This window comes from Sagittula sp. S175 (assembly GCF_049800975.1).
GTDB lineage: Bacteria > Pseudomonadota > Alphaproteobacteria > Rhodobacterales > Rhodobacteraceae > Sagittula.
The window spans coordinates 34464-48274 of record NZ_JBNAGB010000025.1; the positions used below are offsets into that span (position 1 = coordinate 34464).

Annotated in this window: 13 protein-coding genes and 1 tRNA gene; 13 read left to right on the plus strand and 1 reads right to left on the minus strand. The window is 59.8% G+C overall.

Features of this window, described 5'->3' with window-relative positions; genetic code table 11:
- Positions 1 to 24 precede the first annotated feature (24 nt).
- The 12 genes from ACP16H_RS22235 to selD all read left to right on the plus strand — a co-directional run bounded on the left by ACP16H_RS22235 (position 25) and on the right by selD (position 12538).
- Positions 25 to 948, plus strand: coding sequence for a cupin domain-containing protein (locus ACP16H_RS22235; RefSeq protein WP_425074423.1), 924 nt, complete (start codon positions 25 to 27; stop codon positions 946 to 948).
- 43 nt (positions 949 to 991) lie between these two features.
- The gene (locus ACP16H_RS22240; protein WP_425074424.1) at positions 992 to 3190 is read left to right on the plus strand and encodes a 3-hydroxyacyl-CoA dehydrogenase NAD-binding domain-containing protein; all 2199 of its coding nucleotides are present in this window, start codon (positions 992 to 994) and stop codon (positions 3188 to 3190) included.
- A 441-nt stretch (positions 3191 to 3631) separates the two neighbouring features.
- Positions 3632 to 3916 carry an STAS domain-containing protein gene (locus ACP16H_RS22245; protein WP_425074468.1) on the plus strand — a complete coding sequence of 95 codons (285 nt, stop codon included), beginning with the start codon at positions 3632 to 3634 and terminating at the stop codon, positions 3914 to 3916.
- Positions 3913 to 4287, plus strand: a complete 375-nt coding sequence (locus ACP16H_RS22250) for a response regulator (protein ID WP_425074425.1) — start codon at positions 3913 to 3915, stop codon at positions 4285 to 4287. The genes ACP16H_RS22245 and ACP16H_RS22250 overlap by 4 nt, the downstream gene beginning before the upstream one ends.
- Positions 4287 to 6425: a chemotaxis protein CheA gene (locus ACP16H_RS22255; RefSeq protein WP_425074426.1), complete on the plus strand. Its 2139-nt coding sequence runs from the start codon at positions 4287 to 4289 to the stop codon at positions 6423 to 6425. Before ACP16H_RS22250 ends, ACP16H_RS22255 begins: the two co-directional genes overlap by 1 nt.
- Positions 6418 to 6885 (plus strand): chemotaxis protein CheW, encoded by a 468-nt coding sequence (locus tag ACP16H_RS22260; protein ID WP_425074427.1) that lies wholly within the window; start codon positions 6418 to 6420, stop codon positions 6883 to 6885. The genes ACP16H_RS22255 and ACP16H_RS22260 overlap by 8 nt, the downstream gene beginning before the upstream one ends.
- The gene (locus ACP16H_RS22265; RefSeq protein ID WP_425074428.1) at positions 6882 to 7754 is read left to right on the plus strand and encodes a CheR family methyltransferase; all 873 of its coding nucleotides are present in this window, start codon (positions 6882 to 6884) and stop codon (positions 7752 to 7754) included. The genes ACP16H_RS22260 and ACP16H_RS22265 overlap by 4 nt, the downstream gene beginning before the upstream one ends.
- Before the next feature lie 12 nt (positions 7755 to 7766).
- On the plus strand, positions 7767 to 8153 hold the full coding sequence (locus ACP16H_RS22270; protein WP_425074429.1) for a response regulator: 387 nt from the start codon (positions 7767 to 7769) through the stop codon (positions 8151 to 8153).
- On the plus strand, positions 8153 to 8509 hold the full coding sequence (locus tag ACP16H_RS22275) for a chemotaxis protein (RefSeq protein ID WP_425074430.1): 357 nt from the start codon (positions 8153 to 8155) through the stop codon (positions 8507 to 8509). The genes ACP16H_RS22270 and ACP16H_RS22275 overlap by 1 nt, the downstream gene beginning before the upstream one ends.
- Before the next feature lie 174 nt (positions 8510 to 8683).
- Positions 8684 to 9676, plus strand: a complete 993-nt coding sequence (locus ACP16H_RS22280; RefSeq protein ID WP_425074431.1) for a CheB methylesterase domain-containing protein — start codon at positions 8684 to 8686, stop codon at positions 9674 to 9676.
- Entirely contained in the window at positions 9673 to 10209 is a 537-nt protein-coding gene (locus tag ACP16H_RS22285; protein ID WP_425074432.1) for a chemotaxis protein CheD, read from the plus strand. The genes ACP16H_RS22280 and ACP16H_RS22285 overlap by 4 nt, the downstream gene beginning before the upstream one ends.
- A gap of 187 nt (positions 10210 to 10396) precedes the next feature.
- Positions 10397 to 12538: a selenide, water dikinase SelD gene (gene selD / locus ACP16H_RS22290; protein WP_425074433.1), complete on the plus strand. Its 2142-nt coding sequence runs from the start codon at positions 10397 to 10399 to the stop codon at positions 12536 to 12538.
- On the opposite strand, the gene mnmH is transcribed toward selD, so the two are convergent.
- Positions 12520 to 13587 (minus strand): tRNA 2-selenouridine(34) synthase MnmH, encoded by a 1068-nt coding sequence (gene mnmH / locus ACP16H_RS22295; protein WP_425074434.1) that lies wholly within the window; start codon positions 13585 to 13587, stop codon positions 12520 to 12522. The two genes, selD and mnmH, sit on opposite strands and share 19 nt — an antisense overlap.
- A gap of 138 nt (positions 13588 to 13725) precedes the next feature.
- Here mnmH and ACP16H_RS22300 point away from each other — a divergent pair.
- A tRNA-Phe gene (locus ACP16H_RS22300) sits at positions 13726 to 13800 on the plus strand.
- The last annotated feature ends 11 nt before the right edge of the window (positions 13801 to 13811 follow it).

Consider the following 13811-nt stretch of genomic DNA (forward strand, 5'->3'; position numbering starts at 1 on the left):
CGCCAACAGAAAGGACATCCCGAGATGCCCAAGATCGACCTCGACACGTTGCCGGAGCAGACCGGTTCAAGCTACCCTGCCCCGCATGACGCCGCCATGAAGGGCCGCAGTTCCCGACGGCTGGCCGTCGCGGGCGGGCTGACGCAGTTCGGCGCGAACCTCGTTCGGCTGGCACCGGGAGCGATGTCCTCGCTGCGCCACTGGCACGAGAAACAGGACGAGTTCGTCATGGTCACCGAAGGCACACTGGTGCTGGTGGAAGACGACGGCGAGACCGAGCTGCAAGCAGGCGACTGCGCCGCTTTCCCCGCTGGCAATCCGAACGGGCACCATCTTGTAAACCGCTCTGACGCAGACGGGGTGTTCCTGGTGATCGGCACCCATACGGAGACCGAGACCGGCTGGTATTCCGACCTCGACATGAAGATCGAGGTCAATCGCGGACAGATGACCTTCCTGCGCCGCGACGGATCGGCCCTGGACGGCACGCCCGCCGCGGCACAACCGCTCGAAGAACTCTTCGAAGCGATCAGTGCGAAGCTGACGCAGGCGTTGATCGGCGGCGAATACGAGTCGTACCGCGCTGTCTTTCATTCGCCGGCCAGTGTCTTTCCACGGCATGGCGACGGCTACATGCTGACCACCGAAGCTGAATTCCGCGAAGACTTCGATCTTTACCTTGCGGCGACGCGCGACAGTGGCATCGATCAGATCATCCGCAAGATCGTGCGCGTCACAGAGCTCGAACCGGACGCTTTCGTGGTCGAGGCGGAAGTGCATTTCCTCAAGGACGGTGCCGCGCTGGTCACGCCCTTCATCACCACCTTCCGGCTGGAGCGCCGCGCGGGCGAGTGGCGCATTGCGCGCATCATCAGCTCGCTGGGCCATATCACCTGGACCCGCGGCGAGGCCGGGATCGGCCAGGACATGAAATTCGAACTGGATTGAGGCGCGCGTGAACGCCGCCAACGAACGAGAGACGGAGAGAGAGATGACCGATTTTACCATGGACAAGGGCGCCGACGGCGTCGCCGTGATCACCTGGGACGTGCCCGGCAAGTCGATGAACGTTCTCAGCCTCGAAGGGCTGGAAGAGCTGGACCAACTGGTCACGGATGCCCTGGCAGACGAGGCGGTGAAGGGGATCGTCATCACCTCGGGCAAGGACAGTTTTGCCGGAGGGATGGATCTCAACATCATCGCCAAGATGAAGGACATGGCGGGCGATGACCCGGCGCGCGGGCTGTTCGACGGCGTGATGCGGATGCACGGCGTCTTGCGCAAGATCGAACGCGCCAACATGGACGCCAAGACCAACAAGGGTGGCAAGCCCATCGCCGCCGCCCTGCCCGGCACCGCGCTTGGCATCGGTCTGGAACTGCCGCTCTCGACGCATCGCATCTTTGCCGCCGACAACCCCAAGGCCAAGATCGGCCTGCCCGAGATCATGGTCGGCATCTTCCCCGGCGCAGGCGGCACTACGCGTCTCGTGCGCAAGATGGGCGCCATGATCGCCTCGCCCTTCCTGCTGGAGGGCAAGCTGTCCGACCCGAAGAAGGCCAAGGCTGCCGGGATCATCGACGAAGTGGTCGAGGACCCGCTGGCCGCCGCCAAGGACTGGGTCCTGAACGCCAAGGACGCCGACATCCTGAAGCCCTGGGATGCCAAGGGCTACAAGATGCCCGGCGGCGCGCCCTATCATCCGGCGGGATTCATGACCTTTGTCGGTGCTTCCGCGATGGTCAACGGCAAGACCAAGGGCGTTTACCCGGCGGCCAAGGCATTGCTGTCGGCCGTCTACGAAGGCGCGCTGGTGCCCTTCGACACCGCGCTGAAGATCGAGGCGCGCTGGTTCACCAACGTCCTGATGAACCCTTCGTCGGGCAACATGATCCGGTCGCTCTTCATCAACAAGGAAGCGCTGGAAAAGGGCGCCGTGCGTCCCGCAGACGTGCCGGACCAGCGGGTGAAGAAGATCGGCGTGCTGGGGGCTGGCATGATGGGCGCGGGCATCGCGCTGGTCAGCGCTCAGGCGGGCATCGAGGTGGTGCTGATCGACCAGAAACAGGAGGCCGCCGATCGCGGCAAGGCCTATACCGCCGACTACATGGACAAAGGGATTGCCCGCAAAAAGGCCACGCCCGAGAAGAAGGAAGAGGTTCTGTCGCGTATCACGGCGACCACCTCCTATGACTCGCTGGCCGATGCGGACCTGATCGTCGAAGCGGTCTTCGAGGATCCAAAGATCAAGGCCGAGGTGACCAAGGCCGTGGACGCGGTGACCAATGCGGACTGCATCTTTGCCACCAACACCTCGACCCTGCCGATTTCCGAGCTGGCCAAGGCATCGAAGAACCCCGAGCAGTTCATCGGCATCCACTTCTTCTCGCCGGTCGAGAAGATGATGCTGGTGGAGATCATCAAGGGCAAGGAAACCGGAGATCGCGCGGTGGCGAAGGCGCTGGATTTCACCCGCCAGATCCGCAAGACGCCGATCGTCGTGAACGACGCGCGCTTCTTCTACGCCAACCGCTGCATCATCCCCTACATCAACGAAGGCATTCGGATGGTGAAGGAGGGCGTGGCCCCTGCCCTGATCGAGAATGCCGCCAAGATGGTGGGCATGCCGCTGGGTCCGCTGCAACTGGTGGACGAGACGTCCATCGACCTCGGCGCCAAGATCGCCCGCGCGACCAAGGCCGGGATGGGAGATGCCTACCCGGATGGCGAGGTCGACGAGGTGATCTTCTGGATGGAGGCGCAGGGTCGGCTGGGGCGCAAGGCCAAGGCGGGCTTTTACGACTACGACGACAAGGGCAAGCGCAGTGGTCTGTCGTCAGAGGTCGCGGCGCAATACCCGCAGGCCGATGAACAGCCCTCGCTGATCGAAGTCCAGCACCGCCTGTTGTTCGTCCAGTGCCTCGAAGCCGTGCGCGCACTGGAGGAAGGCGTACTGATGGACATCCGCGAAGGTGACGTGGGCGCCATCCTCGGCTGGGGCTTTGCACCATGGTCCGGTGGTCCGCTCAGCTGGCTGGACATGATCGGTGCACCCTATGCCGCCGAGCGTTGCGACCAGCTTGAGGCGGCGCATGGCCCGCGCTTTCACTGCCCGGACCTGCTGCGCGACATGGCAGACAAGGACCAGAGCTTCTACGGGCGTTTCGGTCAGCAGGCTGACGCGGCCTGACATGGCAAACATGGATTGCAAGGGCCCCTTCGGGGGCCTTTGTCATGCCAGCTGACGATGCGCCGGGATGCCTGACGGCATGGCCAGCCGATCCTCCCGGGCTTTGGAAATGAACAAAGAAGCACCGGAACGCGGTCAGCAACACATGCACCGCCAGCGATCTCAACAATTTTCGTTACTCAGATCTTTGGGACGAACGCCCTCTTCAGGCAGGGATTATTGCTGCCGGTTTTCGACCCAACCTTATGTTTTCATGTCATATTTCAGTTTACCCCATGGTATCCATGTTCGACCTCTCCCCGCGGCAAGCCATGGCTCTCGAAGAGGAGCGACGTTTCCCTGAAACTCGGAACCGTTTGTTAAGACAGCGTGCGTATTCCTGCTTGGCGTCAGACGTGTCTCCCTTGTGCAGACACCGTGCCACGAAGGATGCAGTTCGCGATGCCAGACATATGTTTTCACGCTCTAGGACCGACGCGCGCCCGATCAGGTGAAGATCCGCTCGTCTCGTTCCTTTTGAATGCCCGAAAATCCCCGGTCACCGTTTCCGCCCGAGACGTCTCGCGACTGGATTCCCACCGGCTGCAACTCCTGCTCGTGGCACAGAAACAATGGCTGGTGGACGACGTGAATTTCGAAGTCACAGACATGTCACCGGTTTTTCGTGAAGGGCTCGAACGGCTTGGGCTCTCATCCGATCATTTCGACAGGGAGATGCCCCAATGACGACCAAGGTCCTGGCGATCGACGATTCCCGAACCATCCGCAATCTCTTGCGGGTTTCTCTGGAAGGCGCGGGATTTGAATTCCACTCCGCCTGCGACGGGCAGGAAGGAGTCGACATCTTTCCGGATGTCGACCCTGATGTTGTGATTACCGATATCAACATGCCGAAAATGGACGGTTTCGGCGTCATCGACACCCTGCGCAGCGGGCCGAACCGGACCAATGTCCCGATCCTCGTGCTGACAACCGAAAGTTCGGACGACCTGAAAGCCCGCGCACGCAATGCCGGGGCAACGGGCTGGATTGTGAAACCATTCGATGACGCGTCGCTGGTCTCTGTGCTGCGGCGTCTTACGGGGCATGTGGGCTGATGAGCGGCAATTCGATCAGAGATACCTTTTTCGAGGAATGCGAAGAGCTCCTCGAAGCCCTCGTAGAGGGTTTGGCCGGCCTCGAAGAGACGCCGGAAGACATGGAAGTGATCAACGCGGTGTTCCGCGCGGTCCACTCGATAAAAGGCGGAGCCGGGGCCTTTGGCCTCGACCGCCTGGTGGGTTTCGCCCACGCATTCGAGACGGTCATGGACAAGGTCCGCGACAAGGAACTGCAGATCGACGAGAAACTGATGTCGCTGTTCCACCGATCGGGTGACCAGCTATCGGATCTGGTCGCTGCGGCGCGGGACGACAGCCACCTCGACGAAGAGGCCGAAAGCGAGTTGATGAAGGAGCTTGAAAGCTACCTCGGCGGCGAGTCCGCTGCGGAGGAGTTCAGCTTCGACGCGCTGACGCTCGATTTCGAAGGACCGGCTGTAGATGTCCCCGCCGAGGCCACATCGGGTGGGGAGCGGACGTTCACCATCAAGTTCAAGCCAGCGCGGTCTCTTTACGAAAACGGCCATGAGCCGCTTTTGATCTTCGATGCGCTTGCCGAACTTGGGACTCTGTCGGTCTGGGCCGACCTCGGCAAACTGCCGGAATTCGATGCCTTCGATCCCAACGACGCCGTCATCGCGTGGACCCTCCAATTGGTGACCTCGGAAACCGAGACCACGCTGCATGAAGTGTTCGAATTCGTCGAAGGTCTCTGCGACCTCGATGTCAGCGTGGACGAAGCGGCAACGAATGATCCAATCGTGCCGGAAGTCTCTGCTCCGAAAGTCCGCGAAGTCGCAGTAATCCACGCAGATCACGACTCCGACGATGATCTGGATGACGAGCCATCGCCAGCTTCGACTGCGAAAGCACCTTCTTCGGCTGCGGCTGCTGCGAGCAAGGAAGCACGCGGCCCAAAGCCGACGCTGCGGGTGGATTTGGACCGGGTAGACAGGTTGATCAACACCGTCGGTGAGTTGATCATCAACCAAGCCATGATCTCGCAGCGTATCGAAGAACTTGATCTGCCGACGGTTGCACACCTGACGAACGAGCTGGAAGCTTACAAGCTCTTGGCGCGCGACATCCAGGAAGGTGTCATGGCAATTCGCGCTCAGCCGGTGAAACCGCTATTTCAGCGCATGTCGCGTATCGTTCGAGAAGCCTCTGATGCGACCGGCAAGAAAGCGAAACTGGTCACGGTCGGCGACTCGACCGAGGTCGACAAGACCGTCATCGAACGCTTGGCAGACCCGCTGACACACATGGTACGGAACGCCGTCGATCATGGTCTTGAAAAGCCAGAAGTGCGCGACGTGGCTGGCAAGGACCCGATAGGGACCATCCGGCTTTCCGCAGCTCATCGATCCGGCAGCGTGTTTATCGAAATCTCCGATGACGGTGCGGGTTTGAACCGTGAGCGCATTCTTGAAAAGGCGATCGAGAAAAACCTTGTAGCTCCGGACGCAGAACTTTCCGATCCGGAAATCGATAACTTGCTGTTCCTTCCGGGATTTTCAACAGCGGGCCAGGTTTCCGCACTGTCTGGGCGCGGCGTCGGCATGGACGTCGTCAAAAACGCCGTGCAGGCCTTGGGCGGAAGGGTGTCAATTGCTTCTACCCAAGGTAAGGGCACGACCTTCACCATCGTCCTACCACTTACCCTGGCTGTAATGGACGGATTTGTTATTTCCGTAGCGGATCAAACCATGGTGATCCCAATCTCATCCATCTTGGAAACGATCCGGCCCAACCCAAAGGACATCCATCTTGTTGGCACTGACAGCGAAGTTGTCAGTGTGCGGGGATCATACGTTCCTATTGTGGATGTTGCGGCGAGCCTTGGCCTGCCAAACCAGGAAGACATAAGCGGCGCGGGAATTCTTCTCCTGGTCAGCACCGAAATGCAGGGGCTTACGGCTTTGCGCGTGACGGCGATCCACGATCAGAGACAAGTGGTGATCAAGAGCCTGGAAAGCAACTACGCTGCAATTCCAGGAGTATCCGCAGCCACCATTCTGGGAGATGGTAAGATCGCTCTGATCCTTGACCCGGAAGAAATCATAAAACTCGGCCATTCCTCAGGGCCAGATCTCTTTGCACAGCACACCAGAATGGAGCTTCGACATGTCTGAAACAGCTGAAGTCCGCGCCGATACCCAATTCGAGTTCATTACCTTTTCGGCGGGTGGGCAAAACTATTGCCTCGAAATCACGCAAATCCGGGAGATCCGTAGATGGACTCCGGTCACTGCACTTCCGCATACGCCTGCGGATGTTCTTGGCGTCATGAACCTCCGTGGCGCAGTTATTCCGATCTTCGACCTTTCCGCACGGTTTGGCCTTGGCAAAACCCCCGCAAACGAGCGGAACGTGGTAATCGTGGCAGCGGTCGATGGTACGACAATCGGGTTATTGGTTGAATCCGTTTCGGAGATTCTTTCCGTTGAAAAAAGCGCAATCCAAGAAACGCCGGACATCAAGTCTGAGGCAACGCGCCACAGCATACTCGGAATGATCTCCGTCGACGACACTATGGTACGCGTCGTAAACCTGGAAGCTGTTCTGGATGCGGGAAAGGGCGTCGCCTTATGACAACCTCCGATGTGAGCCATACCACAAAGGACATTCCTTTCAGCGACTCCGATTTTCGCGCGATTGCAGAGCTTGCGCAATCCGCATTCGGGCTCAATCTGGCTGAAAGCAAGAAGCCTCTCGTTTATTCACGCTTGTCCAAGCGATTGAAGGCTCGCGCGATCTCTACGTTTCCTGAATATTTAGATTTGCTTAATCGACAGGATGAGAGGGACGAACGGTTAGAACTTATTTCGGCATTGACGACGAACGTCACAAGTTTCTTTCGGGAGAAGCATCATTTCGAAACGCTACGGAACGATGCACTACCCCAGATGCAAGCCAATATCGGGAGCGGGAAACGCGGCAGAATATGGTCAGCGGGATGCTCTTCCGGGCAGGAAGCCTACTCAATTGCCATGACTGTCCTTGAAACCATTCCGGACGCAGGACGCAAGAACATCAAAATTCTGGCAACCGATATCGATCCGAAGATAGTTGAACGCGCCAAGCTCGGAGAATATCCAAATGAAGAGCTAACAGGCATTCCGGAACAGATGCGAAAGAAATGGACTGAGAGCAAGAGCGAGACAAATTTCTCCATGTCCGATGCGCCAAGAAATCTTATCACCTTTGCTGAACTGAATCTCATGACCGAATGGCCATTCAAGGGACCTTTCGATGTCATATTTTGCAGGAACGTCGCGATCTACTTCAACCAGGAAACCCAGCAACGCCTATGGGATCGCTTTCGCGAAATGCTTACTCCTGGAGGGTACCTTTTCATTGGGCATTCCGAAAGAGTGACAGGCCCAGCCGCCCAGAGCCTTAATGGTATCGGCATCACCAGCTATCAAAAATTCGAGTCCGGCGGGCGACTCGCGTCTTAACAGGAGAATGAAATGAGCTTGAAAGATTCGCTTCGGATCATGGTCGTCGATGATATGGCGACAAGCCGTGGGCTCATTACCCAGGCGCTAGATGACATCGGGATAAAAAACTACATCACCGAGAACGACGGCCGACGTGCACTGGAAAGGCTTGGCTCCAACCCCGTCCATCTCGTACTTTCGGATTACAATATGCCGGGTCTTGACGGTCTAGGCCTTTTGAAAGCTGTGCGCAGCCACGGTGCCACACAAAAGATGGGTTTCATTCTTGTCACCGGGCGTCCCACACCTGAAATCGTGGCGGAGGCAAAGAAACTCGGCCTGAACAATATGATCAAGAAGCCGTTTACCTCGGATTCCATGAAACAATGCATTGAAAGCGTCGTGGGACGCCTGTGATGCCGAATGCCGCAAACTGCCTGCCCTTGAAGCTGGCGGCCGAAAGGGTGGCTGGAGAACTGGAGGGGCTGTACGGGCGTCTCGAGCGCCTTGAGTACGGCTTGGACATGGTTTTTGTCCACACGACGGAGGCGATGGATGGCCAGACGATAACTATGCTCCAAGAACTCGATATGTTGCGTCAATCGCTCGGCGCTCTGGCGGATTTCCTGGTCCATTTGGCTCGAGATACTGACGACATAGGCCAAGTGGACGTCCTGCCGGCGTTGAAGGCCGTTCCCCTACGGGACATGGCGGTCCGTTTGGAAGGCAAGGAAAAGAGCGGCCCGGTTTCAGGCCACGCCGAATTATTCTGAGCGCGAAGCCTGTCCCTCGCGATGGAATGCAATGATCGCAGTGATGCCAGAGGTGTCGGAATGCCAGCCCATAGTATCGTTATCGCGACTCCGGACAGCGCTCAGCGAAGCAGGCTCGTCCGGATCGTCGGGCACCACCCGGACTTCAAGGTCGTTGCCTGCACGGGCGATCTCATGAACACCTACAATGAGGTTGAGGCTCAACTTCCACGCGCCGTTCTGATTGCGGATTGCTTGGCTGAATTACCCGAGTTCGAGGTAATGCATGCGCTGTTTTCCACGCTGGATATCCGCTGGCTGGTCGTCAAAGCGTCCATCTCCACTTTGCGCCCGGGTCCCCCCAAATACATCTTGAGCCGATCCAGCGCCGATCTTTTCACAATCGCGGCGGACGCTCCTGAAGAGGACATCCTGCGCCAGTTGCTCAGCCTTACGCGAACCGTCGCTTCGCGCGTCCCGGCTGCGAGCAAGACCTTCGCACCCAATATTTTTTCCTCGCGTCCGCCCGCCATGCGGAGCGAAGCAAAAGAAGATGCGGTTCTGACGCCCGCTATCGGCCATACGACGTCTCAGGACCAGGTGATACTGATCGGTTCCAGTACCGGTGGCGTCGATGCCCTGCTGAGTATCCTGTCACATTTTCCGTCTGATTGTCCGCCAACGTTGATCGTTCAGCACACTGGTGCCGGATTCGGCGAAAGCCTGGTCGGCCTGCTCGACCGCCAGTGCCGTGCGCGGGTGGAACTCGCTTCCGAGACGTCCGTGCTGCGCACCGGCGTGGTAACCATCGGTGCAGGAACCCGACGTCACTTGGTCATGCGGGACTGCCGCGACCGGACCTGCGGCCTTGACCACGATAAACCGGTTTCAGGACATGTGCCTTCCGTCGATATGCTCTTTCACTCCGCGATTCCGATGGCAGGCAAAGTTGTGGCCGCCCTGCTCACAGGTATGGGCCGTGATGGCGCGGAAGGGTTGAAGGCATTGCGCGATGCGGGTGCCTTCACCATCGCACAGGACGAGCAAAGCTCTGTCGTCTACGGAATGCCACGCGCGGCTGCTGAAATGGATGCCGCACAGAAGGTTCTGCCACTTGATCGGATCGGGCCAGTGTTGCTGCAGACCGCGACGAGTAAACTGCCAAGAAGCAGGGAGATGTTGAGATGAACGCAATGCCTGAAAAGCTGACCAACGTTATCCAGGGGGATTACGTCATCTCGGAATCGGAGGTGGAGGTTCTGACCACTGTGTTGGGATCCTGCATTGCCGTTTGTCTCTATGATGCGACGCGCAAAATCGGCGGAATGAACCATTTTCTCTTGCCCAGTCGCGATGGAGCTGAGGGGGCCAATGTCCGCTACGGCGCCTATGCGATGGAACTCCTCATCAACGGGCTCTTGAAACGCGGGGCGGATCGGCGACGTCTGGAAGCCAAGATGTTCGGCGGGGCCAGCATGATGGGCAATCTCCGTGACATTGGTGCGTCCAACGCTGCTTTCGCCAAGGATTTCCTTTCCATGGAGGATATTCCCTGCGTAGCGGAAAGCACAGGCGGCACGTCCGCGCGACGTATCCGGTTCTGGCCGACAAGCGGACGGGTCAGACAGCTTCTGGTGAGCGGCGACGTCGAGCCCATGCCCGTGGAGAAACCCGCCCTGCCCAAGCGTCCCGCGAAAGCTGACGATATCGTCCTGTTCTGACGAAAAAGACCGCAGTTCAACCGCCTTCGCAAAGAAAAAAGGTTCACCTTGGACAAACGCTGCGCGCAAATGCGGCCTTGCCTCTGGCAGTAGGAAAGGACAACTGACGAGACAGCCGGAACAGGAGGGATCGGGTGAACTGCCTCAGGTAGCGACTGCGATTCCCCTCCAGAAGAGGATGTCTGTCATGCAGTCGCAGGAACTCCCCTATACCAGAGATCTGGTTTTGATCGGAGGGGGGCACACCCATGCCTTGGTTCTGAAACGCTGGGGCATGCAGCCCCTGCCCGGCACGCGGCTGACCGTCATAAATCCGGAACCGACAGCCCCCTACTCCGGCATGCTGCCTGGCCATCTCGCTGGTCACTACAGCCGCGAGGCTCTGGACATCGATCTTGTGAAACTGGCGCGTTTTGCGGGCGCGCGAGTTTTGGTGGACCGCGCCGTTGATCTCGACCCGCTGGACCGCACCGTAACATTGGCCTCCGGGCCGCGTATCGCTTTCGACGTGGCCTCCATCGACATCGGTATCACCAGCGAAATGCCTGCTCTTCCCGGCTTTGCCGAGCATGGTGTGCCAGCCAAACCCTTGGGTGTCTTTGCCTCAAAATGGCGAGACTTTCTTGAAAAGCAGGACCCGGCCTCGGTTGCCGTCCTCGGCGGTGGCGTCGCCGGTGTCGAGATTGCCATGGCCTTCGCCCACGCGCTGACAGCCCGAAACCGGCCCGCGCAGGTGCATCTCATCGAGCGCGATACCGTGCTGAGCGGCCTGCCCCACCGGACCGCCAACAAATTGCGGCAAGCGCTGACCGCCCAAGGCGTCACCATCCACGAGCGACGCGACGTCGTTTCGATCACGGCTGAGGGTGTTCAGACGGCCAATGGACTGATCCGCGCCGATTTCACATGCGGTGCCGCGGGTGCCCGCCCGCAGGATTGGCTGACCGGAACCGGCCTTGCCCTGCACAATGGCTTCATCGAGGTCAGCCAGACGCTGGAAACCTCGACCCCCGGAATTTTCGCCGTTGGCGATTGCGCACACATGGTGGCCGAGCCGCGCCCCAAGGCCGGGGTTTACGCCGTTCGCCAGGCTCCGATCCTCTTTGACAACCTCCGAGCCCGTCTTGGAGGGCGCCCACCGTCGAAACAGTACAAGCCGCAGTCGGACTACCTGAAACTGATTTCACTTGGCGCAAAATCCGCACTTGGCGATCGCTTTGGCCTGACATTCGCCGGGCCTTGGGTCTGGCGCTGGAAAAACCACATCGACCAGACGTTCATGCAGAAATTTCGCGACCTGCCTGTCATGGCCAGACGAGAGATCCCCAAGGAGCATACAGAGGGACTCGACACGTATCTGCGCGGAAAACCACTGTGCGGAGGCTGCGGGGCGAAAGTCGGTCAGCCAGCGCTGCTGGCGGCACTTCAGGCCAGCTCTGGCAAGGCCGACGCTTTGCCAGGCGACGATGCCGCCGTCTTTGCCTTGGGTGGCATCCAAACCGTGCTGAGCACGGACCACCTGCGGGAGATGGTTCGCGACCCTGTCGCTATGACAAAAATCGCTGCAAATCATGCGCTTGGCGACATCTGGGCCATGGGAGGCCAGCCCCGTGCCGCCACGGCGAACATCATAATACAGGAGATGTCGGGCCGCATCGCCGCCCGTGTCCTGCAGGAAATCATGACCGCCGCGCAGGAAGTCATGGCTCACGCCGGGGCAGAGATCGTCGGGGGGCACAGCTCGCAGGGGGCCGAGATGACCATCGGCTTTACCATCCTCGGGACCTGCGAACGGGCGCCGATCACGTTGCACGGCGCCCGCCCGGGCGACCGGCTTGTGTTGACCAAACCTGTTGGCTCAGGCCTGATCATGGCCGCCGAGATGCAGGGCAAGGCGCAGGGCGATTGGGTGACAGAGGCCATACGCCTGATGATGATGTCCCAGCGTGAGGCCTCCGGTATCCTGCGCGACGCCCATGCCATGACCGACGTGACCGGCTTTGGCCTGCTTGGCCATCTTTACAACATCTGTGTGAATTCCGGCACCGGCGCGACCCTGTCCCTGCAGGCCGTTCCGCTGATGGAGGGGGCGCTCGATTTGGCCGAAACCGGGCTGCGCGCCTCGCTTCACGATCAAAACCGCATGGTCATGCCTGAACTGCCGCAAACAGCGCGTCATGACCTGCTGTTCGATCCGCAGACCGCCGGCGGGCTTCTGGCCGCAGTCCCGCATGGCTCGAATGCCCTCCAGCGCCTGATTGACGCCGGCTTCCCAGCCGTCGAGATCGGCGAGATCACGGACCAGTCGGGTCAGATTTCGGTTACGTGAAGCCCGCTCACTCGCTCGGCAATCCGGTCGGCGAGCCTGTCCAACGCAGCCTCATCCAATCCTGACGTCTCGAACCGCTCGACAACGGTCGGGTCGATGGTTTTCATCGCCTTGCGATACGCCGGATCGTAATGGTCCTCCGCCAGAGACTGGCAAAGCCGCAGGACTTCTCCTGCGCGGCTCAGATCACACCAGGCATCCACCAACTCATGCCCGCGATGGTAGCGCAGCGGCCCGAGCTTTCCCGCCAGAGCCTCGGAATCCGCGAGGATGTCCGCATAAGCCTCTGACAGGTAACGAGAACGCGCTTCCAACGGCGCAGCCACCTCCACCCATGGCGCGACCTTCATCGCGTCCCAAAGCGCAGGCGGCAGATTGATCTCGCCAATCTTGCTGCTCTCGGCTTCGACAACGACCGGCCGCGCCGGATCGAGCGCCAGCAGCGCCTGTGCCAAGGCGGTCTCGAATCCTTTCTGCGCAGGCTGCCCTCCCGGCATTTCGCCCAGAAGCGAGCCGCGATGGCGCGCCAGACCTTCGAGGTCCAGAACCTGCACGCCCCGTGCGGCGAGCAGCGGCAGCAGCGCGGTCTTCGCCGTGCCGGTATATCCGCCCAGCTGCACAAGCCGGTGTGGCAGCGACTCATCGTAAAGATAGTTCTTCACCAGACGTCGAAACGTCCGATACCCGCCCTGCACCAGCTCCGACCGCCAGCCGATCTCCTTCAGCATCCACGCGAAGGTGCCGGACCGTTGACCACCGCGCCAGCAATAGACCAGAGGCCGCCAGGCCCCTTCGTGCTGCGCCAGCGGACCGGCCACATGGCGTGCGGCATTCTGGAAGACCAGCGCCGCCCCCAGCTTGCGTGCCTTGAAAGGGCTTTCCTGCTTGTACATCGTCCCGACGCGGGCCCGCTCTTCATTGTCGAGCACGGGCAGGTTGATGGCGCCGGGAATGTGATCCTCGGCAAATTCTGCGGGGCTGCGTACATCAATCACGGTGTCAAACCCGTGGTCGAGCAGGTCAGCAATGCTTTTCGGAGCGAGTGTCATGGGCTGTCCAATACCCTGATGCGGGCGCCGTTGGAAGTATCTGCGAAGGATGTGAAAAAACCTGCGAATTCCCTCTGGACACCGCCCTGAGGCTCGGCTATTCCGCCCCCACCCGAGAGGCAGCGCCTCTCACCCAGTGCCCGGGTAGCTCAGGGGTAGAGCAGTGGATTGAAAATCCTCGTGTCGGTGGTTCGATTCCGCCCCCGGGCACCACTTCCAAGGCG